Origin of the sequence: Streptomyces sp. NPDC046915 (assembly GCF_040644935.1) — a bacterium.
In the GTDB taxonomy this organism is placed as follows: domain Bacteria; phylum Actinomycetota; class Actinomycetes; order Streptomycetales; family Streptomycetaceae; genus Streptomyces.
This window is the reverse complement of sequence record NZ_JBEYXB010000001.1, coordinates 86,550-111,747: the sequence shown is the minus strand read 5'-3', so window position 1 is coordinate 111,747 and position 25,198 is coordinate 86,550. Positions and strand designations below refer to the sequence as shown.

Annotated in this window: 9 protein-coding genes; 6 read left to right on the top strand and 3 right to left on the bottom strand. The window is 73.6% G+C overall.

The annotated features are described in order from the left end of the window. Positions 1 to 3: 3 nt before the first annotated feature. From ABZ915_RS00455 to ABZ915_RS00435, 5 genes are all read left to right on the top strand, one after another. Positions 4 to 5,787 (top strand): amino acid adenylation domain-containing protein, encoded by a 5,784-nt coding sequence (locus ABZ915_RS00455; RefSeq protein WP_361793365.1) that lies wholly within the window; start codon positions 4 to 6, stop codon positions 5,785 to 5,787. A 48-nt stretch (positions 5,788 to 5,835) separates the two neighbouring features. Then, entirely contained in the window at positions 5,836 to 7,212 is a 1,377-nt protein-coding gene (locus ABZ915_RS00450) for a lysine 2,3-aminomutase (protein ID WP_361793362.1), read from the top strand. A 38-nt stretch (positions 7,213 to 7,250) separates the two neighbouring features. Continuing rightward, positions 7,251 to 8,807, top strand: a complete 1,557-nt coding sequence (locus tag ABZ915_RS00445; protein WP_361793359.1) for an aldehyde dehydrogenase family protein — start codon at positions 7,251 to 7,253, stop codon at positions 8,805 to 8,807. Next, positions 8,804 to 10,135, top strand: coding sequence for an aminotransferase class III-fold pyridoxal phosphate-dependent enzyme (locus tag ABZ915_RS00440; protein WP_361793356.1), 1,332 nt, complete (start codon positions 8,804 to 8,806; stop codon positions 10,133 to 10,135). The genes ABZ915_RS00445 and ABZ915_RS00440 overlap by 4 nt, the downstream gene beginning before the upstream one ends. 85 nt (positions 10,136 to 10,220) lie before the next feature. Then, positions 10,221 to 12,863, top strand: coding sequence for an AMP-binding protein (locus tag ABZ915_RS00435; RefSeq protein ID WP_361793353.1), 2,643 nt, complete (start codon positions 10,221 to 10,223; stop codon positions 12,861 to 12,863). 423 nt (positions 12,864 to 13,286) lie between these two features. On the opposite strand, the gene ABZ915_RS00430 is transcribed toward ABZ915_RS00435, so the two are convergent. Further along, positions 13,287 to 19,130, bottom strand: coding sequence for an AMP-binding protein (locus ABZ915_RS00430; RefSeq protein WP_361793351.1), 5,844 nt, complete (start codon positions 19,128 to 19,130; stop codon positions 13,287 to 13,289). A gap of 34 nt (positions 19,131 to 19,164) precedes the next feature. After that, positions 19,165 to 22,359, bottom strand: a complete 3,195-nt coding sequence (locus ABZ915_RS00425; protein ID WP_361793348.1) for an amino acid adenylation domain-containing protein — start codon at positions 22,357 to 22,359, stop codon at positions 19,165 to 19,167. A 563-nt stretch (positions 22,360 to 22,922) separates the two neighbouring features. Between ABZ915_RS00425 and ABZ915_RS00420 the strand changes: the two genes are divergently transcribed. Next, positions 22,923 to 23,969: a hypothetical protein gene (locus ABZ915_RS00420; RefSeq protein ID WP_361793345.1), complete on the top strand. Its 1,047-nt coding sequence runs from the start codon at positions 22,923 to 22,925 to the stop codon at positions 23,967 to 23,969. Between the two features lie 268 nt (positions 23,970 to 24,237). On the opposite strand, the gene ABZ915_RS00415 is transcribed toward ABZ915_RS00420, so the two are convergent. Then, the gene (locus ABZ915_RS00415) at positions 24,238 to 25,098 is read right to left on the bottom strand and encodes an alpha/beta hydrolase (protein ID WP_361793342.1); all 861 of its coding nucleotides are present in this window, start codon (positions 25,096 to 25,098) and stop codon (positions 24,238 to 24,240) included. Between the last annotated feature and the right edge of the window lie 100 nt (positions 25,099 to 25,198).

The following is a 25,198-nucleotide window of genomic DNA, read 5'->3' as shown; positions in this document are numbered from 1 at the left end:
GTCATGACCTCGCACAGCAGCCAGGCGGGCCTGCTCACCGCCCCCGCGCCGGCCCCGCCCACCACGGCGCAGGCAGCGGCCCCCCTTCCGTTCACCGTCCCCGCACCGCTGACCGCACAGGTGGAGCGCCTCGCCGCCGAGACACCCGATCTCCCCGCGGTGCGCCGGGGCACACGGGAGTGGACCTACCGCGACCTCGCGGACTCGGCCCGCCGCATCGCCTCCGGACTGGTGGCGGCGGGGGTCGCGCCGGGCGAGACCGTCGCGGTCCGCGGCGGGCGCAGTTTCGAGACGGTGGCCGCGCTCCTCGGCGTCATGCGGGCCCGGGCGGTCGTGCTGCTCCTGGACCCTGCCCACGCCGAGGACCGCGTCCGGATCCTGCTCGAGGAGGCCGGCGCCCGCATCGTGGTGGTCACCGACGACTCGGTGGACGGGCCGGCCCGGGAGGTACTGCGGTACGCGGAGCTGGCGGCGACGGCGCCCGCCGAGCTCGCCGAGGTGGACGCGCAGGACCCGGCGTACGTGATCTTCACGTCCGGCACCACGGGACGCCCCAAGGGAGTGCTCGGCTGGCACGGCGCGCTCGCGCACTACGTGGACTGGGAACAGTCCCGGTACGGCTTCGGGGCGCACGACCGGGTCGCGCAGGTCGCGTCGTTCTCCTTCGACGCCGTGCTGCGCGACGTGTTCCTCGCACTCGGCTGCGGGGCCACGCTGAGCCTGCCGCCGACGGACCGTCCCTTCGAGGACCCGGAGGGGCTGCTCGAATGGTTCGACGAAGAGGGCGTCACCATCGTCCACACCGTCCCCAGTGTGCTCGCCTCCTGGCTGCACGCCGCCCAGGACGCGGGCCCGTCGCTGCGCAGCATCCGGTTGCTGGGGCTGGCCGGCGAACCGCTCACCGGCGCCCTGGCACGCCGCTGGCGCGCGCGGTTCCCCGAGTTCACCGGCCTGGTGCTCAACCTCTACGGAACCACCGAGGGCACGATCCTCCAGTCCTGCTACGAGGTGCCCGAGGAGACCGACGAGGCGACCCTTCCGGTGGGCACGCCGATCGGTGAGACCCAACTGCTGGTGCTCAACCGCCGCGGCGCGCCGTGCGGCGTGGGCGAGCCCGGTGAAGTCGTCGTCCGCTCGCCGTTCCTGACCCGTGGCTATCTGGAGCCTCCCGCGGAGTCCGGGTTCGGCGCCAACCCCTTCCGCCGGGATCCGGCCGACCGGGTCTACCGCACCGGCGACGTGGGCCGCTGGGAGGCGGACGGCACCCTGTTCATCGCCGGGCGCCTCGACGACCAGGTCAAACTGCGCGGCGTACGGATACAGCCGTCCGAGGTGGCCGCCGTGCTCGCCTCGCACCCGACGGTACGGCAGGCCGCGGCCGTCGCGCGCACGGCCGAGAGCGGCGGCACGGAGCTCGTCGGGTACGTGGTGCTCGGTCCGGACGCCCCCGCGGACTGGCAGCAGGAGCTGCGGGATCTGGTGGCGGCCCGGGTGTCCACCGCCGCCGTGCCCGCTCACCTGGTCCCCCTCGACGCCCTGCCGCTGGCCGGGAACGGCAAACTGGACCGCACCCGGCTGCCCGCTCCCGCCTCCGCCGCCGAAGAGCCCGCCGGGACCGAGGAGCCGGTGACGGACCCGCTGGAGCAGAAGGTCGCCGCCATCTGGGCGCGGATCCTCGGCCTCGCACCCTCGGCCGTACCGCGCCGGCGGCACTTCTTCGAGCTCGGCGGCGACTCCCTGACGATGGTGCGCGTGCTCTCCCGGCTGCGCCGGGAGACCGGGGCCGACGTGGGCATGCAGGACTTCTTCCGGCATCCCACGGTCGCCGGGCTCGCCGCGGTGGCCCGCGACAACGGGGCCGGGTCCGGGGCCGTGAGCGGCGACACGATCACCCGGCGCACCAGGAGCGGGCCGCTGCCGCTCTCCCAGGAGCAGGAGGGCCTGTGGTTCGTCCACCAGGTCACCCCGGACAGCTTCGCCTATCACATGGCCGGCGCCTTCGAGGTGGCACCGGGCACGACGGCGCAGGACGTCGAGCGCGCGCTGACCCGGCTGGTCCAGCGGCACGAGGCGTTGCGTACGGTCTTCCGGCCGGGCGAGAACGGCGACGGCCGGCCGGTGCAGATCGTGCTGGACGCGACGGTTCCCGACCTGGCCGTGCTGCCCGCCGCCGAGGACCGCGCCGCGGCGCTGGCCACGCTCGCCACGGCCGCCGCACAGCCCTTCGACCTGGCTCAGGGGCCGCTGCTGCGGGCCCGGTTGGTGGCCGAGCCGCGAGGACTGCTGCTGGGGCTGACCGTGCACCACATCGTCTGCGACGGCTGGTCGTGGGAGGTGATGGCGAGCGAGCTGAACGCGGCCCTGGACGGCCGCGCCCCCACCGCCCGGCCGCTGCCGCTGAGCTACGGCGACTACGCGGTGTGGCAGCACGAGCAGACGGACGAGACGCAGCTGGAGCGGCATCTGGCCTTCTGGACCGGGAAGCTGGCCGACGCCCCTCAGCTCGACCTGCCGCTGAGCAGGCCCCGCCCGGCCCGGCTCACCCACCACGGCAAGGTGCAGCGCTTCACGATCGACGTACCGCTGGCCGCCGAACTCGACCGGTTCTGCCACGAGCACGGCTTCACCCGCTACATGGCGCTGCTGACCGCCTTCGGGCTGCTGCTGTCCCGGTCCGCCTACCAGGACGAGGTGGTGGTCGGCGTGGACAGCGCGGGCCGTGACCACGCCGAACTGGAGCAGACGGTGGGCTTCTTCGTGCGCACCCACGCCGTGCGCATGGGCTTCGCGGACTCGCCGGGGTTCCTGGAGGCGGTGCAGCACGTGCACGACAGCTTCCTGGAGGCGTACCCGCACCAGGACGTCCCCTTCTCCCGGATCGTGGAGGCACTGAACCCCGAGCGCGACCCGAGCCGCACCCCGCTGTTCCAGGTGCTGTTCCGCATGCCGCCGAGCGGGGTGCGCACCGAGCCGGCGACCGCGCTGCACCCGGTGGACCTCGAAGGCACCTTCGTGACCTCCAAGTTCGACCTGACCCTGATGGTGCGGGCCGAGGAGGGCGGCCTGGTCTGCGAACTGGAGTACAACACCGACCTGTTCGACGACGAGGTCGCCGAGGCACTCGGCACCCGGTACCGGACCCTGCTCGCCGAGTCCGTGCGCGCCCCCCGTACCCCGGAGTCGGCCCTGCTCGTCCCGGCCGGGCAGGGGGACGGCCGGGATGCCCTCGCCGAGACCGAGACCGCGACCCCGCCCTCGGCGCACGGCCTGTTCGCCGAGCGCGCCCGGCGTGCGCCCGGGTCGGTGGCGGTGCGCGAGGGTGAGCGGGACTGGACGTACGCCGAACTCGCCGACGCCGTCCGGGCGCTGGACGCGGCCCTGCCCGAGCGGGCCGTGGTCGCCGTGCTCGGGGGAAGGAACCTCGCCTCGGTGGCCGCGCTGGTCGCCGCCACGGACCGGGGCCGGGTGGCCGTCCCGGTCGATTCCTCGATGCCCCCGGTACGGCGCCGCCAGATGCTGGAACGGGCCGGGGTCCAGCTGGCCGTCGTGGTCGACGAACCGGACGCCGCACTGCCGGTGCCCACCCTGCACCTCGGTCCCGACGCCCGGTTCACGACCGCACCGCCGGACCTGTCGGCGATCCCCGCGTGCCGGGTGCCCGACGACGCGGCATACGTCTTCTTCACCTCCGGCACCACGGGCGAGCCCAAACCGGTCCTCGGCATGCGGCGCTCCCTCGACCACTTCGTGGACTGGGAGCGCCGGGAGTTCGCCGTCGGCGCCGACGACCGGGTGGCCCAGCTGACCTCGTACTCCTTCGACGCGGTGCTGCGCGACGTGTTCCTGCCGCTGTCCTGCGGCGGCACGGTCGTGCTGCCCGCACCGGCCGTGCGCGACGACGCGCTGCGCCTGCTCCAGTGGCTGGAGAGCGAACGGATCACGGTGCTGCACACCACGCCCAGCGTGCTGGGCTCGCTGCTCGCCGTCGCCACGGACGCCGACGGGGTCGCGTTGCGCGCGCTGCGCCTGGTCTGCCTGGCCGGTGAGCCGCTGCTCGACGCCACGGTGGGCGGCTTCCGCCGGCTGTTCGCCGACTCCGCGGCCAAGATCGTGAACTTCTACGGGCCGACCGAGACCACCATGATCAAGAGCTGGTTCGAGGTGCCCGCGCACCCCGTGCCCGGGGTACAGCCGGTGGGCCGGCCGCTGCCCGGCACCCGGATCCGGCTGATCGGCCGCGACGGACGGCCATGCGCGCCCGGTGAGCGCGGCGAGATCGTCATCGACACCGCCTTCGGCACCCTGGGCTACCTCGCCCCGTCCGGGGAACCGGGACTGCTCGACGTCCTGCCGGGCATCCACGGCGCCCCCTACCCGACCGGGGACATCGGAGTGGAGCGGCCCGACGGGACGCTCTTCGCGCAGGGACGGCGTGACGGACTGCTCAAGATCCGCGGGGTGCGCGTGCACCCCGCGGAGATAGCGGCGGCGGCCCTGACGCACCCGGACGTCGCCGCCTGCCACGTCGAGGCCGTCACTCAGGACGGCGGCACCCAGCTGATCGCCTTCCTCAGCCCGCGCGAGGGCACCGCCATCAGCGCCGAGGCCCTGCGCCTGCACCTGGCCGAACGCCTCGCCGCGCCGGTGGTGCCCGGTCTGCTGTTCACCGTGCCCGCGCTGCCGCTGCTGCCCAACGGCAAGGTGGACCGGCGGGCGCTGCTCGACCGGTCACGGCCCGCCGCCGGGCGTCGGCCCGCCCCGCCGAGCACACCGACCGAACAGGCGCTGGCGCAGATCTGGGGCGCGCTGCTGCGGCAGGACGAACTCGGCGTCCACGACGACTTCTTCGAGATCGGCGGGCACTCCCTGCTCGCCACCGTCATGATCACCCGGGTGCGCAAGCAGCTGGGCGCCCAGCTGACCCTGCGCCAGGTCCTGGAGATGCCCCGGATCGCCGAACTCGCCCGTGCCATCGACTCCGCCCGCGGCGAGGAGGAGCAGGAGGACGAGGGCCACCTGGTCCGGCTCTCCCACGGCTCGGGCACGCGCCCGCTGTTCTGCGTCCACGGCATCGGCGGGGACGTCCTGCCGTTCCGGGCGCTGGCCGAGGAACTCGGCGACGACGGGCCCGTCCTGGCGTTCCGCGCCCAGGGCACCGACCTCGGCGAGAAGCCGCGCAACGACATCCGCCAGATGGCCGCGGCCTACCTCTTCGAGATGCGCAAGGTCCAGCCCAGCGGGCCCTACCGCATCGCGGGCTGGTCGCTGGGCGGGCTGGTGGCCTACGAGATCGTCCGCCAGCTGTCCTTCGACGGGGAGCGCACCGAACTGCTGCTCCTGGTCGACACGTACGCACCCGGGACACGTGCCTACGACGGGTTCGACGGCGACGCCCGGGCCCGCGCCCGCTCCTTCACCGCCGAACTCGCCGGGACGGGATTCCCCGGCGACATCCCCGCCGCGGAGTCCCTGGTGCTGCCCGACGGATCGGCCGGCGGCCCCGACGACGAACTGCGGCGGCGCTTCCGGATGTACCTGGCCCACTCCACGGCCGCCGCCCGCTACCGGCCCAGTGCCCGGCGGCTCGACGTCGACCGGTTGCTGCTGGTGCGGGCCACCGGGCAGGAGCGCCCGGAGGGCACCTCGGCGGCGCTCGGCTGGGAACGGTTCACCGGTGGCGAGGGGCCGCTCGTCCTGCCGGTAGACGCCGACCACTACTCCGCGCTGCGGCGGCCCGCGGTCGCTTCATTCGCCGGTCGTCTGCGGGAGGCCGGCACGGAGAGCTGACGGCACATCCCTGCCCCGACCGCCGTCGCACGACACGGAGGCAAGCGCATGACGGCAACCATCATCGCCCCCACCGAACTCCAGACGCCGTACGTCTACCGCCATCGCGCACTCGCGGAGCCCGACTGGACCCGCTTTCCGGGCTGGCGCGCCGTCACCGCACAGCAGTGGCGCTCCGCCCAGTGGCAGCGCAGCCACTGTGTCAAGAACGTCCGGGAACTGCGCAAGGTCTTCGGCGACCTGCTGCACGACAGCGTCTACGACGACCTCCAGGTCGACCAGGAGAAGCAGGCGACGATGTCCCTGCTGGTCCCTCCGCAGATGCTCAACACGCTGATGGCGGGCGTGAGTCCGGCTGGCCCGGGATCGCTGACGGAGGCGTTCCGGGCCGATCCGGTCCGCCGCTACATGCTGCCCCTCGCCGCCGACCGGCGGCCGGACTGGCGGTCCCACCCGATGGCCACCCGCGACTCGCTGCACGAGTCCGAGATGTGGGCGGTGGAGGGCCTCACCCACCGCTACCCCAACAAGGTGCTGGTGGAGCTGGTGTCCACCTGCCCGCAGTACTGCGGGCACTGCACGCGCATGGACCTGGTCGGCAACTCCACGCCCACCGTGGCCAAGACCAGGTTCCAGCTGCGCGCCCCGGATCGCACCGAGGCCATGCTCGGGTATCTGCGCCGCTCCCCGGGCATCCGCGACGTGGTGGTCTCCGGCGGCGACGTCGCCAACGTGCCCTGGCCGCGACTGGAGGACTTCGTCGGCCGGCTCCTGGACATCGAGCACATCCGCGACATCCGCCTGGCCTCCAAGGCACTGGTCGGGCTGCCGCAGCACTGGCTCGCGCCGGAGGTGCTCGACGGCCTCGCCCGGCTCGCCGCCCGCGCCGACCGCCGCGGCGTCGCCATCGCGCTGCACACCCACGCCAACGCCGCCCAGTCCGTGACGCCGCTCGTGGCGGAGGCGAGCCGGGCCGTCCTGGCCACCGGGATCCGGGACGTACGCAATCAGGGCGTGCTGCTGGCCGGGGTCAACGACTCCGCCGAGGCGCTGCTCGACCTGTGCTTCGCGCTGCTCGACGGAGCCGGGGTGATGCCGTACTACTTCTACCTCTGCGACATGATCCCGGAGAGCGAGCACTGGCGGCTCCCGCTGAGCCGGGCCCAGGAACTGCAGAGCGGGCTCATGGGCCACCTGCCGGGCTTCGCGACGCCCCGTCTGGTCTGCGACGTTCCCTACCTCGGCAAGCGGTGGGTCCACCAGGCCGCCGAGTACGACCGGGTCACCGGGGTGTCCCGCTGGGAGGCCAGCGCCACCGGTGCCCGTTTCGAGCCGCCCGGCACGGCGCGCGCCTTCCACTACTACGACCCGCTGCACACGCTGCCGCCCGAGGGCCGCCAGTGGTGGGAACGGCACACCGCCTGAAAGCCGCCCCGCCCCCCCCACTTCGCAAGGAGGCACCGATGGCATCCAGCAGACTCACGTACGCGGACCTGGCCCTGCCCGGGGAGGAACTGCACCGGGCATACGAAGAGGCGCTGGCCACGCTGTGCGCCGGCGTGGAGCACCCGCCCGGTGCCACCCGCGCAGCGCACCGTACCGAACGCTCCCCCCTCGACCGGCGCATCGTCGTCGGGCACTTCGCCGAGGCCCGCACCGACGAGGTGCACCACGCCGTGGCGGCGGCCCGCGCCGCGGGACCCGACTGGGCCGGGCGGCCCTGGCAGGAGCGTCTGGAGGCACTGGAGTCGGCGGCCGAACGGCTCTCCGAGCAGGTCTACGACCTGGCCGCACTGATCACCCTGGAGACGGGCAAGACCCGTCTGGAGGCCATCGGCGAGGCCGAGGAGGCGGCGGAGTTCTTCCGCTACTACAGCGGCCGGTGGCGGGCCGACGGCGGCTTCGAGCGGCCCATGGCCAGCGCGTCCCCTCGCGAACAGACCCGCAGCGCCCTGCGGCCGCACGGGGTGTGGGCCGTGATCGCGCCGTTCAACTTCCCGCTGGCGCTTGTCGCGGGCCCGGCCGCCGCGGCCCTCGCCGCGGGCAACACCGTGGTCGTCAAGGCCTCCGAGCACGGCTATCTGGCGGCGCTGCGGCTGCGCGAGACCGTGGTCGCGGCCGGTGTACCGGCACAGGCCCTTCAGGTCCTGCTCGGTGACGGACCCACGGTCGGGGCGGAACTCGTCGGCGCGGGCGCGGACGGCATCACCTTCACCGGCTCCTACGACGTCGGCACGGAGATCCTTCAGCGCACCGCGGCCGGGCCGTGGCCCCGCCCGGTCATCTGCGAGATGGGCGGCAAGAACACCGCGATCGTGACGCGGCACGCGGACATCGCGGACGCCGCCGAGGGCATCGTGCGGTCGGCCTTCGGTTTCGGCGGGCAGAAGTGCTCGTCGTGCTCCCGGGTGCTCGTCCAGCACGACGTGCACGACGAACTGGTCGCCGCGGTCCTCGAACGGACCGCACGGCTGCGCGTGGGCGACCCGCGCGAGCGTGCGACGGACTACGGGCCGGTCATCGACGAACGCGCGGCCAAGCGCTTCACCCGGGCGGTCGAGAGCGCCGCCGCCGCGGGGGCCGTGCTCACCGGCGGGTCCCGGCTGACGGGCGGGATCCGCTCGCACGGGGTGTATCTGGAGCCGACCGTGGTCGCGGTACCGCGCGACGAACCCCTCTGGCAGGAGGAGCTGTTCCTGCCGCTGGTCGCCGTCTCCCGTTACGACACCCTCGACGAGGCCCTGACCGAGACCAACGCCACCCGGTTCGGTCTGTCGGCCGGGCTCTTCTCCCGTGACGAACGGGAGATCGAGGCCTTCCTCGACGGCGTGCACTGCGGCGTTGTCTACGTCAACCGGCCCGGCGGCGCCACCACCGGGGCCTGGCCCGGGATGCAGCCGTTCGGCGGCTGGAAGGGCTCCGGCAGCACGGGCCGCGGGGGCGGCGGCGAGCACTACACCCAGCTCTATGTGCGGGAACAGAGCCGCACCCTCCACAGTCTGCGAGGTGTCCCCTCATGAACGATCAGGTCAGCCGGCTCGGTGACCACTCCGGACCGGTGCTGCGCACCCCGCTGCCCGGACCGCGGGCCCGCCGGGTCGTGTCCGAGGACGAACGGGTCACCAGCCCGTCCCTGCCCCGGGCCTACCCCTTCGTGCCGGTGCGCGGCGAGGGCTGCCTCATCGAGGACGCCGACGGCAACATCCTGCTGGACTTCAACGCCGGCATCGCCACCAACTCCACCGGGCACGCCCATCCCCGCGTGGTCGCCGCCGTCCAGGAGCAGGCGGGCCGACTGCTGCACTACTGCTCCTCCGACTTCTACGTCCCCGTCTACGCCGAGCTGTGCGCGCGGCTCGCGCGGCTCAGCCCGTTCGGCGAGGACGCCAGGGTGTTCCTGGGCAACTCCGGCACGGAGGCGGTGGAAGCTTCTTTGAAGCTCGCCCGACGCCACACCGGACGCCCGAACATCGTCTCCTTCCTCGGCTCGTTCCACGGCCGCACCTACGGGAGCGTGTCGGTGACGGGTTCGAAACACGCCTACCGCGACGGGTTCGGCCCGCTGCTGCCCGGTGTGTTCCACGCCCCGTACAACGACACCTTCACCCTCGCCGACGGCACCCGCAGCACCGTGCCCGACTATCTGGAGGAGGTGGTCTTCGCACGGCTGACCGCGCCGGACCAGGTGGCCGCGATCCTCGTGGAGCCCGTCCTCGGCGAAGGCGGATACGTACCGGCCGACCCGGCCTGGCTGCGCGGGCTGCGGGAGCTGTGCGACCGGCACGGCATCCTGCTGATCGCCGACGAGGTGCAGACCGGCTGCGGGCGCACGGGCACCTTCTGGGCCTGCGACCGGTTCGGCGTGACGCCGGACATCCTGCTGGCCGGCAAGGGCCTCGCCAGCGGTCTGCCGCTGAGCGCGATGATCGCGCGGAGCTCGGTGATGGACTGGCCGGCCGGGGCGCACGGCTCCACGTTCGGAGGCAACCCCGTCAGCTGCGCGGCAGCCCTCGCGACGACGGACCTCGTCACCGAGTCGCTGGCCGAGAACGCCCTGAAACAGGGCGCCTTCCTGCTCGACCGGCTCAGCCGCCTCGAGGACGAACCGCACGTGGAGAGCGTGACCGGGCTCGGCCTGATGATCGGCATCACCTTCACCTCGGCGCGGTTCGCCTCCCAGGTCGAGGCCGCCTGCTTCCGCCGCGGCCTGCTGGTCCTACAGGCCGGCGACCGCACCGTCCGCGTCTCACCACCACTGGTGCTGCGCGAGGACCAGGCCGCGGCCGGTGCCGATCTGCTGGTCGAGACCGTCGCGGAATGCGCGGCGGGGGCAGCGGCGGCGGGGTGAACGATTTTTGGTCTTTCCGCCTTGAGCAGCGGCGCCGACGGAAATTTCGCGGTGCACCGATCATCCACGTGTCAAGGAGCTGATGATGCCCGCTCACCTTGCCCCGGCCGGGAGCCCGACGCAGGACGCCGGGACGCCGCACGAACTCGGGCCGTCCGAGGGAACGTCGGCCGGGGGCGGGGCCGGGGCGGGGGAGCGCAGGCTGACCGTGCGCGTCCGCATCCCGTCCGCCACCGGCACAGCACTCCGCTCCGCGCTGTCGCAGGCCCTGGCCGCGGCACCCGTGCTGCACGGCACCCGGGCCGAGGTACGCGGCGACGGAGACGCGTCTGAGCTCACGCTGTCCTGCGACACCGGCGCGGCCGACGCCGCCGCCATCGGCCTGCTGTTCGCGGAGGTCGACCGCCGTCTGGCGGGTACGGCCACGGAGGAGGACGGACCCGGCTTCCGGGACATCACCCAGCAGCACGAGCCAGTCCCGCGCGGCGGGGATCCGGCGCGGGCACAACGATTCTGGGCGGCCCGGCGGGCCGCGGCGCGCACCGACCTGCTTCGTCTCGCCGACGCGGTCCCCGGCACGGGCTGGGGCCCCCGCGTCCGTCACCTGGACCGCACCATGCCCGCCGGCCTCGCGTCGCGGCTCGAACGACTGGCGGACGAGGCCGGTTGCGACCCGCTCGACGTGGCGCAGTTGGCGCTCACCGTCGTCCTGCAACGCGTGGGCATGGCCCCCGAGTCGCTCGGCGCCGCCTGCGCCGCTCGCGACCTCATGGGCCTGCCGGACGTGATCGGCCCGCTGACCCGGGTGGTCCCGGCCGGCCGGGCGGTGGACACGGCCAAGGACGCGCGGACGGTCCTCGACCTGACCCGCGCCGACCGTGAGCTTTGGGCCGCGATGGTCCGCGGCCCGGCCTACGGCCCCGGGGACGAACGCCTCGAGGTGGTCCTCGACCGCGCCGGCACGCCACGGATGCCCCGCTCCTGGGAGCTGCTGCACTGGTCGTACCCGGTCGGCGGGGAGATGACCCTGTCGCTGCGCCGGACCGGCACCGGCCTGTCCCTGCACGCCGAGTCCGCCACGCCGACGGAGGAGGACCGGTTCGGGGCCGTACTGGACCTGTGGGCGGCCCTCCTCGCGGATCTGCTCACCCGGCCCGGCACCCCGCTGGCCGAACTCGCCCTGCTACCCGGGGACGAGGCCGAGCGGCAAGCCGCGCTGCTCGCCTGCGACCCGGCCGGAGCCGTCGGGACGCCGGCGGCGCCGGACCTGGTGGCCCGCTTCAGGGAGCACGTCGCAGCCCGGCCCGACGCACCGGCCTGCCGGCAGTCCACGCGCACCTGGACGTACCGTCAGCTGAGCCGTCGTACCGCCGCCGTGGCCGCCCGGCTGGACGGGCTCGCCGACGGGGCCGTGGTCGCGGTGCTGTCCGACGCCGAACCCGATCTGCTCGCCGCGCTGCTGGCGATCTCCTGGCGCGGTGCCGCGTTCCTGCCGCTGTCCCCGCAGGAGCCCGCGACGCGGCTGCGGGACGCGCTGGTCCGCTCCGGTGCGTCGATGCTTCTCAGCGGCTCCTCCGCCCCGGCTGTGACAGCCCCCTCGGGTTGCCGGATCCTCGAACTGAGCAGTGTGGGGGACACCGCGGAAGAGCTCTCCGAGCCGCCGGACAGGGCCTCCTCGGCACCGGCCTACCTGCTGCGGACCTCGGGTTCGACCGGCGTCCCGAAACTGGTGGCCGTAGGCCGGGCCAGTCTGAACAACTACCTGTCCTGGGCCGCCCGCGACCTGCTGGCCGACGGCAGCGCGCTGCCCGTGATCTCCAGCCCCATCTTCGACGCGAGCTTCAAGCAGACGCTGGGCCCGCTGTACGCCGGGGGCTGCGTCCAGCTGCTGACGGCCCATCGGCTGGACCTCCCGGCGGTCCGGGCGGAACTGAGCTACGCCGCCGCCCCGGTCACACTGAACTGCGTACCGAGTTACTTCTCGGCCCTGCTGGCCGACGAGGAGGACGCCGGAGACGGCCCCACGATGCGCCTGAACCGGCTGCTGCTCGGCGGAGAGCCGCTCTCCCCGGAACTGCTCCGCCGGATCTGGGTCCGCTATCCGTCGGTCGAGGTGTGGAACCTCTACGGTCCCACCGAGACCACGGCCACGGCCACGGCGGGCCCGATGAGCCCGGCGGGAGACATCCATGTCGGCGGGCCGGTGGCCGGCGCCGCCGTCGCCGTCGCCGACGAGCACGGCGCGGTGCTGCCGAGCGGTGTCCTCGGTGAGGTGGTCATCGCCGGTCCCGGACTGGCCGTCGGCTACCTGGGCGAACAGGCGGGGCCGTCCCCCTTCACCACGGTGGAGCTCGCGGGCCGCGTCATCCGCGTGTACCGGACCGGGGACCTCGGCTGGCTCGACGGCGACGGCAACCTCCGTGTGTCGGGGCGCCGGGACACGCAGATCAAGCTCAACGGGTGGCGGATCGACCTCCAGGAGATCGAGCAGGTCACCCGCCGGGCACCAGGGGTGCGGGAGGCGGTCGTCCTGCTGGACGACCGGGCCGGCGAACCCTGCCTGCGCGCCTTCGTCACCGGCGCTGCCGAAGCCGCAGCCGTCGAGCGGGTCCTGCGCGAGACGCTCCCGAGGCCGATGGTCCCCGCGTCGGTGACGGTGCTGCACCTCTTCGACACCACGGCCACGGGCAAGGTCGACCGCACCGCCCTCCTGGCGCGCCTCGCCTGAGCCGCCCGAGGAGCCGCACACCTGGGCTCACAGGACGTCAGGGACCAGCCGGACATGGCCGGTTCGGCAAGAGACCACCGGCACATGGCCTCCATCAGCTCGCTCGGGGGCGTTTGCGCCGCCGTTACGAACGAGGATCGCGTACAGGGCGCCCAGCGCTGTCACCACCCCGCGCGAGGTCAGCACCACGACGCCCTGGCCGCAGTCGTCGGGTCGAACGGCACCATGGCCGTGCTCCCGTCGAAGACCGACATGCCCAACGGCAGAGCCGGGACGGAACGAACCTCCGCCCCGGCCGTCAGCAGTGCTCCCGCGTCCTCGCTCGGTCGGCGGTCCCTGCGGGCTCTGCCGAGGAAGACCGTGCGCGCCGTCGGCGGCCCGCAGCAGGGACTTCCTGGCCAGGCAGGAGATCGCCGCCTCGCGTCAGCGGCCCGCTGATCCGTCCGGCAGTTCGAGGGCGCGGCCGAGCAGGGCGGCGACGCGGGCGTCGGTGACGACGGAGTAGTGATCGGTGTCCGCGATGATCACCGGATCCACGGCGCCGTCGAGGAGCTCGGACCAGCCGAGCGTGGGAGTGGTTCCCTCGGGCCTGCGCTGGGCGCCGGCGACGAAGAGGAGCAGCCGGGTCTCCGGTAGCCGGACCGTGCTCGCGCGGTACCGGGCCGCGCACCCGCGGTGCGCGGTGAACAGGGCGAAGCGGCGGCGGAGTTCGGCGGTCGCCTCCGGGTCACCGGCCCGCGGCGGCCGGAGCAGGGCCTGCTCGGTCTGCTCCCGGTCGGCGCCGGTGAGCCGGCCGACGTCCTCGGCGAAGGCGCGCAGATCCTCGCGGGCGGACGAACCGGCGTCTCCGTAGGCGGCACTGCCCGGTGCGTAGCTGTCCAGGAGGACGAGGAGTTCGGTGCGCTCCCCGTCGAAGGAGAGCTGCCGGGCCATCTCGACGGCGACGGCACCGCCGAACGACCAGCCGCCGAGCCGGTACGGCCCGGAGGGCTGCGCGCGCCGCAGTTCGTGCAGGTATCCGGCGGCGAGCTGGCGCAGGTCCCGCGGTACCGGCCCGCCGTCCAGGCCGGGGGCGCGGAAGGCGTGCACGGGCCGCTGGCCCGCCGGGAGCGCCTGCGCCAGGGGCTGGTAGCAGACGATGTCGCCGCCCATCGGATGCACGAGGAACAGGGGAGCCGCCTCGGGCCGCCCCTCCCGCAGCTGGATCAGCGGGCCCTGGTGCTCCGCGGTGCCGTCGGTGCCGAGCCCGGCCAGCGTCAGGGCCAGCCGGTCGATCCTCGGCGCGGCCAGCAGATGACGCAGCGACACCGCCACGCCGAACTCCTTGCGGATCCGGGTGATGAGGACGGTGGCGAGCAGGGAGTGTCCGCCGACGGCGAAGAAGTCGTCCGTCACCCCGATCCCCTCGGTGCCGAGGACACTGCGCCAGATGCGCAGCAGCCTGGCCTCCTGCGCGGTGCGGGGATCGACGCGCTCGGTCGTGGCACCCGCGTCGGGGCCGGCCGTACGGCCGCCCAGCAGCGCGGCCCGGTCGGGTTTGCCGTTGGGCAGCAGGGGCAGCGCGTCGATGAACAGGATCAGGGAGGGCAGCATCGCCGCCGGGAGCCGCTCGGCCGCGTGTTCGCGCAGCGCCTCGGTGCTCACCGCCACGTCCGGGACGCGCACGACGTAGGCGACGAGCGACACCCGGTCGGAGTCCCGGTGCGGTTCCACGTGGCAGTCGGCCACCTGCGGGTGCGTGGCGATCGCCGCCGCGACCTCGGCCGGGTCGACGCGGATGCCCCGGAGCTTCACCATGGCGTCCCGACGTCCCGTCAGCAGGATCCCGCCGTCCGGCCGGACCACCGCGGTGTCGCCCGTCCAGAAGAGCAGGTCGTCCGGCGCCGCGTCCCCGTGGAACGGGTTGGGCCTGAATCCCTGGGGGCCGCCGGAGAGGTATTCGGCTCGGTACGGCGTCCGGATGACGACCTCGCCCCGTTCGTACGGCAGGCAGGGCCGGCCGTCCCGGCCCAGCACTGCCACCTGGGTTCCTGGCAGCGGGCGGCCGACGGGCTGGGGTCCCTCCCGCGGCGGCTCCGGCACCCTCAGGAAGGTCTTGATCATCGTGGTCTCGGTGGGTCCGTAGAAGTTCACGATCTCGGCGCGGCAGCTGGGCAGCCGGGTCCGCAGCCGGGCCACCAGCTCCCCGGTCAGCGGTTCACCGGCCAGGCATATCAGCCGCAGCGCCGAGAGGTCGGGCCCGGCGGCGTCGGCCCCGAGCGCCAGCCAGGACGCCACCATGGACGGGGTGGTGTGCACGACGGAGACACGTTCCGCCGCCAGCCACTCCAGCAGGCGCAGCGCGTCCTCCCGCGCGGCCGTCGGGGGCAGACAGAGCGCCGCACCGGCCGTCAGCGGTACGAAGACGTCCCGCAGGACGGCGTCGAAGGAGTACGTCGTGAGCTGGGCGACGCGGTCGCCGGGGCGGATGCCGAACTCGGCCCGCTCCCAGGCCACGAAGTGGTCGAGCCCGCGGCGACGGCCCAGTACGGGCTTCGGTGTTCCGGTGCTGCCGGAGGTGAAGAACACGTAGGCGGGCGCTGCGGGATCGGGCGATGCGCCGGACCGCGGCGGTTCTGGTACGCCGCCGGGAGCCGCGGCCCGCACGGGGACGACCGTGAGCACGGGCAGCGCCGCGCCCTCGCACCACGAGGGGTTGCGGTCGCGGCCCGCCGCGAGCACCACCGTGGCGCCGGCCAGCTCCGCCAGTGCGCGCTGCCGGGCCGGCGGCAGCTCTTCGTCGACGGGTACGGCGACCGCACCGGCCTGGACGACCGCGAGCAGGGCCGTGATCGAATCCGGGTGCTTGCCGCCGACGATCGCCGTGACGTCACCGGGGCGCAGAAGTGCCGCGGTGGCGGCCACCCGGGCCGCGAGCTCTCCGTAGCCGATGTGCCCGTCGGCGAAGCGAAGGGCGGGGGAGCCGGGGGCGTCGGCCGCCTGCCGGGCGAACTCCGCCATCACCCCGGGCTGCGGCCGGGCGGGCAGGGCCGAGCCGAACGGATGGGCCGGACGGCCGGCCCGCCTCACGGCTTCCGGCCGGTCCGGTGCCCGCAGGCCCGCGGAGAGCAGCCGGACCAGCCGCCCGCCCATCGCGTCGACCAGATCGGTGTCGAACAGGTCGGTGTTGTACTCGAATTCGAGCTGTAGACGCTCCGGTTCCGCCCGTGCCACGAGCGTCAGGTCGAACTTGGCGGCCGGGGCGAGGCTGACGTCCGCCGGGATCTCGGCGCTCGACGTCTGACGCAGGACGCGCCGGGCGGCAGGAGAACCGCTCGGCGGCATACGGAGCATCACCTGGAAGACCGGGGCCCGGCTCGGGTCACGTACCGGCCGGACCGCTTCGACCAGCCGGGAGAACGACAGATGCTGATGCGGATGCGAGGCCAGCAGCAGCTCGCGGACCCGGCCGACGGCCTCGTCGAAGCCCGGCCCGCCGCCGAGGTCGAGGCGCAGCGCATGGGTCCGGACGAAGAAGCCCACGGTCTCCTCCGTCTCGGCCCGGTCCCGTCCGGCGCTGTCGGTGCCGAGGACCACCTGGTCCTGGTCCGCGGTGTGGGCGAGGACGAGCCCGAAGGCCGCGAGCAGCGCCATGTAGGCGGTCACCCCCCGACCGCGGCAGTACTCGGTGAGCTCGGCCGCCAGTCCCTCCGGCACCACTACCGGGCGCAGGGACCCGCGATGGGTCTGCACCGGCGGACGGGGACGGCTGGTGGGCAGGTCGAGGACCGGCGGCGGAGTGCCGAGCTGCCGGCGCCAGTAGGCGACCGCGGCCGCACGCCGGGCCTCCTGACCGGGCCGGCGAGAGCGCACGGCGTGCTCCGTGTACTGCTGCCGGGACTGCGCCAGGACCGGTTCCCGCTCCTCCCGAGCGGCGCAGATCAGCTCGTCGAGCTCACTGAGGACGATGTCCCACGACCATCCGTCGCAGGAGAGGTGATGGATCGTCAGGCCGAGGAACTGCTCGGCCGCATCCACGGCGCAGCGGACCAGCCGGGCACGCAGCGGCCTGCCTTCGGTGAGCACGAACGGTTCGGCCCCCTCGGCCGTGAGGCGGGCCAGCGCCTCGCTACGGCTCGCGGCCGGCGGCAGCACGTCGAGGTCCGCGGGGCCGGGCGGCAGCACACGCTGCACCGGCTGGTCCTGTTCCATGCCGAACGCGGTGCGCAGCGCCTCATGCCGCTCCACCAGGCGGTCCAGTGCGCCTCGCACATGCTCGGCCGGGACGTCGGCGGGGAGAGCCAGGACACCGGCCATGTTGTAGGCGCCGGCCTCGGGGGCGAGCTGTTCGAGGAACCAGACGCCCTCCTGCTCCGGGGTGAGCGGTACGTGCGCACCGTGCTCCGCGGTTACGGCCGGCGGCGGGGGCGCCGCCGCCTCGGGCAAGTGATCGCCGGCGTCGATCAGGGCGGCGAGAGCGGCCACGGTGGGTGCCTCGAAGAGGTCACGCAGCTCCAGCGGGGCGCCGAAGTCGCGCCGGATCCGCGCCAGTACGCGCGCCATGAGCAAGGAGTGCCCGCCGAGGGCGAAGAAGTCCGCCGCGCGGTCCGGTGCCGGCACGCCGAGCACTTCCGCCCAGTAGGCGGCGATGGCCTGTTCGGTCCCGCTACGCGGCGGACCCGCCTCTTCCTGAGCGTCGGCAGAACTCTCCTCGGCGGCGGGCAGGGCCTGCCTGTCGAGCCTGCCGTACGGGGTGAGGGGCAGGGCGGTGAGCGGCACGACGTGCGTGGGCACCGCCGCGGTGGACAGCCGCTCGGCCACGGCCTGCCGGAGGGCCCTGGGGTCCGCCACGGTGTCCCCGGCGGGGACGACGTAGGCGACGAGGTGCTGCTCGCCGCTGTCGCCGCGCCGTGGCACGACCGTGGCGGCGGCGACCGACGGGTGCTGCCCGAGTACGGCGCCGACCTCGGCGGGCTGGACGCGCACCCCCTGGATCCTGAGCTGGTCGTCCCGGCGTCCCACGATCTGCACCCCGCCGTCCGGCAGGTACCGGCCCAGGTCTCCGGTGCGCTGCACCAGGTCGCCCTCGTCGTCCGGGCGGAACGGGTTGGTCTCGAACGGCGCGGCCGGGCCGGAGTCCGGCCGGAGGCGCTCACGGCTCAGGTACGGGGAGCGGATGAGGACCTCGCCGAGCTCGCCGATGCCGCACAGCCTGCCGCGCCGGTTGACCACGAGCAGTTGCGTGCCGTCGATGCCGTGACCGACCGGCACGATCCCCTCGTCCACCTCTCCGGGCACCGGATACCAGGCCGTGGCCAGGGCGGACTCGGCGGTGCCGTACAGGTTCACCAGCTGTGCCGTCGACGCGGGGAAGGTCCGGCGCCACCGCCGCACCAGCGTGCCCTGGAGCGGTTCGCCCTCCAGGCAGAGCAGACGTACCGCGGAGAGGTCCGCCGCGGTGCTCCGCTCGCACACGCCGAGCAGGGCGTCCAGGGCGCCGGGCGCCGTGTGGACGACGGTGACGCGGTAGGTGACGAGCCAGTCGAGCAGCGCGTCCAGGTCGTCGAGCGGCCGGTCGGCGGCCGGCAGGCACACGGTGCCCCCGCTGACCAGCGCGGGCAGCATGCCCCTGACCAGGGAGTCGGCGGTGAACGCCGCCAGGTGCGCCACGCGTTCGCCCGGACCGCAGGGCAGGGTGCGCGCCTCCCAGGCGACACGGTGGGCGAGGGCGTCGTGGCGGGCCGGCAGTCCGCGGAGACGGCCCGTGACGCTGCCGGAGGTGAGGATCAGACAGGCGTCGCTGTCGGGCCGCGGCGGCGCGGGCACCGCAATCCGCGCGCGGTCCCCGGCCTCCATCAGCTGCTCGTACGTGACGATGCGCCCCTGGAACTCCGGCTCGTCGCCGGTGGCCGCGTCCGTCCGCAGCAGCAGGGCCGACTCCGACTCCGTCAGCAGGGCGGAGCGGCGCGCCGGCGGGAACGAGGGGTCCAGCGGCAGGACGACGGCTCCCGCCCACAGGGCCGAGAGCAGCGCGGTCACGCCGGACGGCGTGTGGCCGCCGTCGACCGCGACCACCTCGCCGGGACGGAGTCCCGCGGCGCGCAGTCCGGCGGCCCCGCGCCGGACCCGTTCCAGCAGCTCCCCGTAGCTGAGCTCGTCCCCGTTCCGGGTCAGCGCCACCAGCTGCGGGGTGTCCCACGCCTGCCGCTCGAAGAGTTCCAGGACGGTGCACCGGGCTTCAGGGCGGAGCACGGCGCTCGGGTCGATGGGATGGGCGATCGTGGTCATCCGGCACTCCAGATCAGACAGTGGCGGGGGGAGCTCAGGCGAGGGAGTAGTCCCAGACCGGACGGTCCGGAGCGGCCAGCGCCTGGTCGGCGAGGGCCGCGAGTTGCCGTGCCATCGCCTCGCTCCGCGCCGGGCCGAACATCTCGGCGGGATGGACGAGCCGGGCCGCGAGATCGGCCTCGGCCGGGAACACCTCGAGCTTCAGTTCGTAGTGCGTCTGGCTGGGCTGCACCTGGACCACGCTCACCTCGCCGGCCTCGGCGGAGGACCGCCACGACGGGATGTTCTGCACCACCAGCAGGTTCTGGAAGAGCGGCAGACTGCTCGCCTGCCGGTCCACACCCAGGTCGGCGACGATACGGTCGATGGGCACCCGGGCATGCCGGTGTCCGAGCAGGGTCGATTCCCGCGCCTGCCGCAGCACATCCCGGAAGGTCGCGTCCTCGTCCAGCCGCAGCCGGTGCGGCACCGTGGTCACGAAGCAGCCCAGCATCGTCCGCGTCCGGTCCGGCGTCCGGTTGGCGCTCGGCGAGGCGACGACGAGGTCCTCCTGGTCGGCGAGCCTGGCCAGCCAGAGGCCGAAGACGGCCAGCAGCGCCATGTGTCCGGTGACCCGCTCGCGTCGGCAGAAGGCGCCGAGCCGCTCGCTCATCCCCTCGCTCCAGGTGACGGGCTGGACGGCGGCCGGGACGCTCAGCCGCTGGGGGCGCGGCCGGTCGGCCGGCAGGGCGATCCGCGGGGGCGCGTCCGCGAGCTGCCGGCGCCAGTGGGCGCGGGAAGCCTCCAGCTCCGCCCGGGCCTGCTCGTGCCGCGACTCCTCGTGCAGCCAGGCCGCGTGGTCGAGGACCTGCGGGCGGCCGTCGGGAGCCGCCGGCGGCAGTCCCCGCGCGACCCGCGCCCAGTCGTCGGCGAACTCCCGGGCGAGCAGGGACCAGGACCAGCCGTCGGTGGCGATGTGATGAAGCGTCAGGACCAGCAGATGGTCGTCGGGGGCGAAACGGATCAGCCGCACCCTGACCGGTGGCCCGGCCGCCAGGTCGAAGGGTGCCGCCCCTGCCTCGGCCACCAGACGCCGCACCGCCTCGTCCCGGTCCGCCGGGCCGAGACCCGGCAGCTCCTCGGCCTCGGGCAGCGAATCGTCGCCTGGCACCTCGACCACGGCCAGCGGGCTGCCGTCCCGCTCCGGATAGCGGGTGCGCAGCACATCGTGCCGGGCGAGCAGTGCGGCGAGGCAGCGGCGCAGGTCCGCCGGCTCCGCGGCACCGCGCAGGCGCAGTCCGGTGGGGACGTTCATCGCGGTGCTGGTGGGCTCCAGGCTCTGGAGGAACCACATCCGTTCCTGGACGGGCGCCGGCCGCAGGGGCCCGGAGGTGTCCAGGCGGGGCAGTTCGTCCGGGCGGGAAGCGGCACCCGCCTCCGCCACGGCCTGGCGCAGCCCTTCCAGGGTGGGCCGGCGGAAGAACCGGTCCAGCGGTATCTCGGCCCCCAGTTCGTCGCGTACGGCGGCCAGCAGGGCCAGCGCCTGCAGCGAGCTGCCGCTGGTGGCGAAGAAGTCCCGGTCGGGGGCCACACCCTGCCCGAGCACCCGGTTCCACAGGGCGAGCAGCCTGTCGTCCGGATCCGCGCCGGGCTCCCCGGCCGTCTCCTCCCGCGGCGGGGGCCAGGGCAGCGCGGCCCGGTCCGTCTTGCCGTGTGCGGTCAGCGGCAGGGAGCGCAGGGGCACGAGCACGGCCGGAACCAGCGCGGGGGGCAGCGTGCGGCGCAGCAGGGCGTTCCACCGCTCGAGCAGACCGGCGTCCACCCGCTCGCCGGCCACGGGATAGCCGACGAGCAGAGCGGTGCCCGAGCCGCTGTGCCGCACCGCGGCGGCCGCCTGGGAGACGCCGGGCAGTCCGGACAGCGCGGCCTCCACCTCGCCCAGCTCGATCCGCACGCCCCCGATCTTGACCTGGTCGTCCTGGCGTCCGTGGTACTCCAGTACTCCGTCGGGCCGACGGCGCGTCAGGTCGCCCGTACGGTACAGCCGGGCGCCGGGCTCACCGCCGTACGGGTCGCGGGGGAAGCGGTCCGCGGTCAGGTCGGGCCGGTTCAGATACCCTCGGGCGACCTGGACGCCGCCGATGCACAGCTCACCGAGCTCGCCGTCCGGCACCCGGTCCAGCCGCTCGTCCAGCACATGCAGTTCGACGCCCGAGACCGGACGGCCGATGGGCACCGGTGCGTCGGCCGGGTCGTCCGGCCGGCACTGCCAGTGCGTCACGTCGACGGCGGCCTCGGTCGGCCCGTAGAGGTTGTGCAGCTCGACGCCGGGCAACGCGGCGAAGAAGGCCCGTTGCAGCCCCGGCGTGAGCGCTTCGCCGCTGCAGAGCACCCGGCGCAGCCGGGGACCCACGTCCACTTCGCTGAGCCGCAGCAACTCGGCGAGCATGCCGGGCACGAAGTGCACCGTGGTCACGCCGTGGTCCCGGATCTGCCGGGCCAGGGCCTGGGGGTCGCGGTGGATTCCGGGAGCGGCCATGACCAGCGTGGCGCCGGTCATCATGGGCCAGAAGAACTCCCAGACCGACACGTCGAAGGTGTACGGGGTCTTCTGCAGCACGGTGTCGCCGGGCCCGAGCAGGAAGGCGTCCTGCATCCAGCTCAGCCGGTTGACGATGGCCCGGTGCTCGGTCAGCACGCCTTTCGGCCGCCCGGTGGAGCCGGACGTGTACAGCAGGTAGGCGAGGTCGTGGCCGGCCGCGGCATCCAGCCCGGTGTCGTCCATGCCCGGTTCCCCGGCCGCCCCCGTCGCTTCCGGACCGACCAGCGGCACACCCGACTCGGCGAGCATCGCCCCGACACCTTCCGGCTCGGTCACCACCGCCACCGGGTTGGCGTCGTCGAGCAGCATGCGCAGCCGGGCGGGCGGGTCGTCGAGGGACAGCGGGAGGTACGCGGCTCCGGAGCGCACGACCGCGAGCACGGCGACTGCCAGGGACACCGACCGCTCCAGCCGCAGGGCGACGATACGGTCGGGTCCGGCGCCGAGGGCCCGCAGCCGACGGGCCAGCGACGCGGAGGCCCTCTCCAACTCGGCATAGGTCAGCGTACGGTCCCCGTCCACCACGGCCGGCAGGCCAGGGGTGTGCCGGCACTGCGCCATCACCAGATCGGCGAGGGAGCGCGGACCGGTCACCGGGTCGGCGACGATTCCAGCGGCGAAAGGAGGTTGACGAAGCTCAGCGGTCATCAATAGTACCTCTCGAGGGAATTCCGTGGGTACGACCGGGTCGGCACAGGGGGCTCGTTCCGACGCCCCGTTCTCGTCGCCATGGACAATGCCGGGAACCTAGCATCGAATTTCCGGACCAGCGGTTCCCGTCGAGTTCTTCTCGACCGTCTCTGGAGGCGCTTCTTTCCCTGTGTTCCTCCCCGCCTCGCAGATCCCGCGGGCAACAGCAGGCCCTGCACGGCCGACCAGCGGCTTCACCACTCGCCGATCCGGACGACCACCGCCGGACGCTCGCGGCCCGCTACAGAAACCCTCGAGCGCCCGCCCCCCGAACATTGACCTGATACCGCACCCGGCCGTTGGATGAGAACTCATGAGCCGGATTACGCAAGTTCTTCGGATGGACTCGTCAGGAATTCGTCGCGAACCGCGCGAAGCGAACGTGTTCCATGACTGACCGCTCACCGGGAAGCTCGGAAAGTTCGGGAAGTCTGGGAAGTCTGGGAGGTCCGGGAAGCGCCGCCACGAAATTCCCGGAATGCGATGCGGTCCCGGCGCCCGTCCCTTGGCGGTTCTGGACGGTGTGTCCGTCGCACGGCACGGCGTTCGCCGGCGAGCAACCGGCCGACGGTGCGGACTACCTCCGCATCCTGGGCGAGCACTGTTCGTGGGCCGAGAGACTGGGCGCCGACGGCATGCTCGTCTACGACTTCTGGCAGGCCCTCGACCCCTGGACGGCCGCCCAGGAGGTGCTGGCGCGCAGCCGCACCCTGGAACCGGTCGTGGCGGTCACCGCACCGCTGTCCCAGCCGGCGATGGTGGCACGCCATGTGTCCTCGCTGTCCTATCTCCACGGCAGAGCCGTCCACCTCAACGTCGTCGCCGGGGCCCGAGGAGCAGACCTCGGCCTGCTCGGCGCGGCTACGGCACCCGCCGCGGAACGGCAGCGCCGCTGCGCCGAGTTCGCCGCCTGCGTGCGGGCGGTACTGGCCGGCCTCCCGCACCACTCAGCCTGGTACGACGTCGCCGCCCCGTCTCCCGGCCCGCTGCCGGGCGAGCAGCCACGCATCTACGCACCGGCCTCGACGTCCCCCGGATTCGACGCTCTCGCCCCCCTGTTGGACGCCTGCCTGCTGATGGCCAAGCCCTACGAGCAACTGGCCGGGGAAATCCGGCGGTTGGAGCAGCAGGGCGCGACCGGGGGAGTGGCGCTGATCGTCGGCATCGTGGCACGCGAGACGTCCCGGGAGGCGCGGGAAGCGGCGGTCTACGACTACGGCGGCACCCGCCGGGACGCGCTGCTGCGCAAGCTCTTCACCGAGGGGCTGACGTCTACTCAGCACCGGGCGACGCTCGACCTGGCGGAGGATGCCGACTGGCACGACGACTGTCTCTGGTACGGCGCCGGGCGCGTGGGCATCGACACACCCAAGCTGGTCGGTGACTACCACGAGGTGGCCGACGCCCTACTGCGCCTGGGGGACTTGGGCATGACCACGCTCGTGGTCGACCTGCCGGCCGACCTGGCGGAGTACGCCCACGTGGCCCGAGTACTGGAAGTGGCCGGGCGCATCGCGGAAACGCGGGAACGCCGGCCTCAACGGGCCGTCGGAGCCGGGGCCCGCTGATCAGCCTCGGCTGCTCCCAGGACGTCGCCCACCGCGGAAGCGAGCACGGCTCACGGATGTCTGCGCAGTCTTGGAAGACCGGCCAGGAACAGGAAGGGGCAAAGAAGGCCGAGCAAGGCGTCAGGGCGGTGCGGCGGGATGACGTGGCCGCAGTCCTCGGCGCGAGCCGATGGCCATCGTGGGCATCGTCAACCGCGCGGGCCTTGGGCAGTGACGTACCTGCGGGATTGGTATCGGCAAGCCGGGCTCGTGAGTTGTGCCGGATTCTTCAGTCGGGCAGGCCTCGAACGTACGCGGCGACCAGCGTCGCCACCGCTTCTGGAGTCTCCAGGGTCATGGAGTGGGTGGCGTCGATCTGCTTGACGCTGACAGTCGGCCGGGTGCGGGAGAGCGCGGCCAGCTCGTCGGAGACCCCTCGTTTGAACCGGCCGTTGAACTCGTCGAACCACTCCATGCCAGGCGCGGGCGGCAGCCGTCGGCCGGCCTGTACCAGCAGCAGCGGGCAGTCGACCCCGTCCAGCCATGTGGTGACACCGAGCGCGCCGAGCCTGTGGAGTTCGTCGACGATCTCCAGTGCCTCCGTCCGTGACGGCATCGTCTGCCACTTGCCGTCGGGCAACTGGCGTGCGGCCTCGCGGGCAGCGGCCTCCGCACGATCGGCGGGAATCCCGAACCGGGCGGAGTGGACGACCTGCTCCTCGACGTACTCGGGTGGCGCGATGATCCCGGCCGACGCCAGCAGCCCCTCACTCACCCGTGCACCTCCCGGGTACTCGCGCCCCCACCAGAAGCCGTCGAGATTCACGGCGGCACGGGCACGGGGACGCTCCTGCTTCACCCGGGCGCACTCGACCGCGACCAGTCCACCGAGGGAATGGCCCACCACAACGGCCTCCGGCACGCCACGCGCGTCGAGCGTGTCCGCGATGCACCGCACGACGGTGGGGATGGTCCAGGAAGAGATACCCGGAGAGCGGCCGTGCCCGGGAAGGTCGACGGCGAGGACACGGTGCCCCGCGGTGAGCAGGGCGGCCGAGGCATCCCAGTCGGTGAGCGACCGTCCGTAACCGTGCAGCAGAACCAGTTGAGGGCCGTCGCCCCCATGGTCACGAACATGCAGGAGTGTCATCGGGCTTCACTGTAGAGGGAACACAGCATCGCGAACACCGGCGACGCCGCCACCGCGCATCTGGGCGGCACCTTCCGGCACGTCGCCGCACAGGTGTGGC

Excerpts from the sequence above, each read along its gene's own strand:
- ABZ915_RS00455 (WP_361793365.1), top strand. The coding sequence starts at position 4 with ATGACCTCGCACAGCAGCCAGGCGGGCCTGCTCACCGCCCCCGCGCCG.
- ABZ915_RS00450 (WP_361793362.1), top strand. The coding sequence starts at position 5,836 with ATGACGGCAACCATCATCGCCCCCACCGAACTCCAGACGCCGTACGTC.
- ABZ915_RS00445 (WP_361793359.1), top strand. The coding sequence starts at position 7,251 with ATGGCATCCAGCAGACTCACGTACGCGGACCTGGCCCTGCCCGGGGAG.
- ABZ915_RS00440 (WP_361793356.1), top strand. The coding sequence starts at position 8,804 with ATGAACGATCAGGTCAGCCGGCTCGGTGACCACTCCGGACCGGTGCTG.
- ABZ915_RS00435 (WP_361793353.1), top strand. The coding sequence starts at position 10,221 with ATGCCCGCTCACCTTGCCCCGGCCGGGAGCCCGACGCAGGACGCCGGG.
- ABZ915_RS00430 (WP_361793351.1), bottom strand. The coding sequence starts at position 19,130 with ATGACCACGATCGCCCATCCCATCGACCCGAGCGCCGTGCTCCGCCCT.
- ABZ915_RS00425 (WP_361793348.1), bottom strand. The coding sequence starts at position 22,359 with ATGACCGCTGAGCTTCGTCAACCTCCTTTCGCCGCTGGAATCGTCGCC.
- ABZ915_RS00415 (WP_361793342.1), bottom strand. The coding sequence starts at position 25,098 with ATGACACTCCTGCATGTTCGTGACCATGGGGGCGACGGCCCTCAACTG.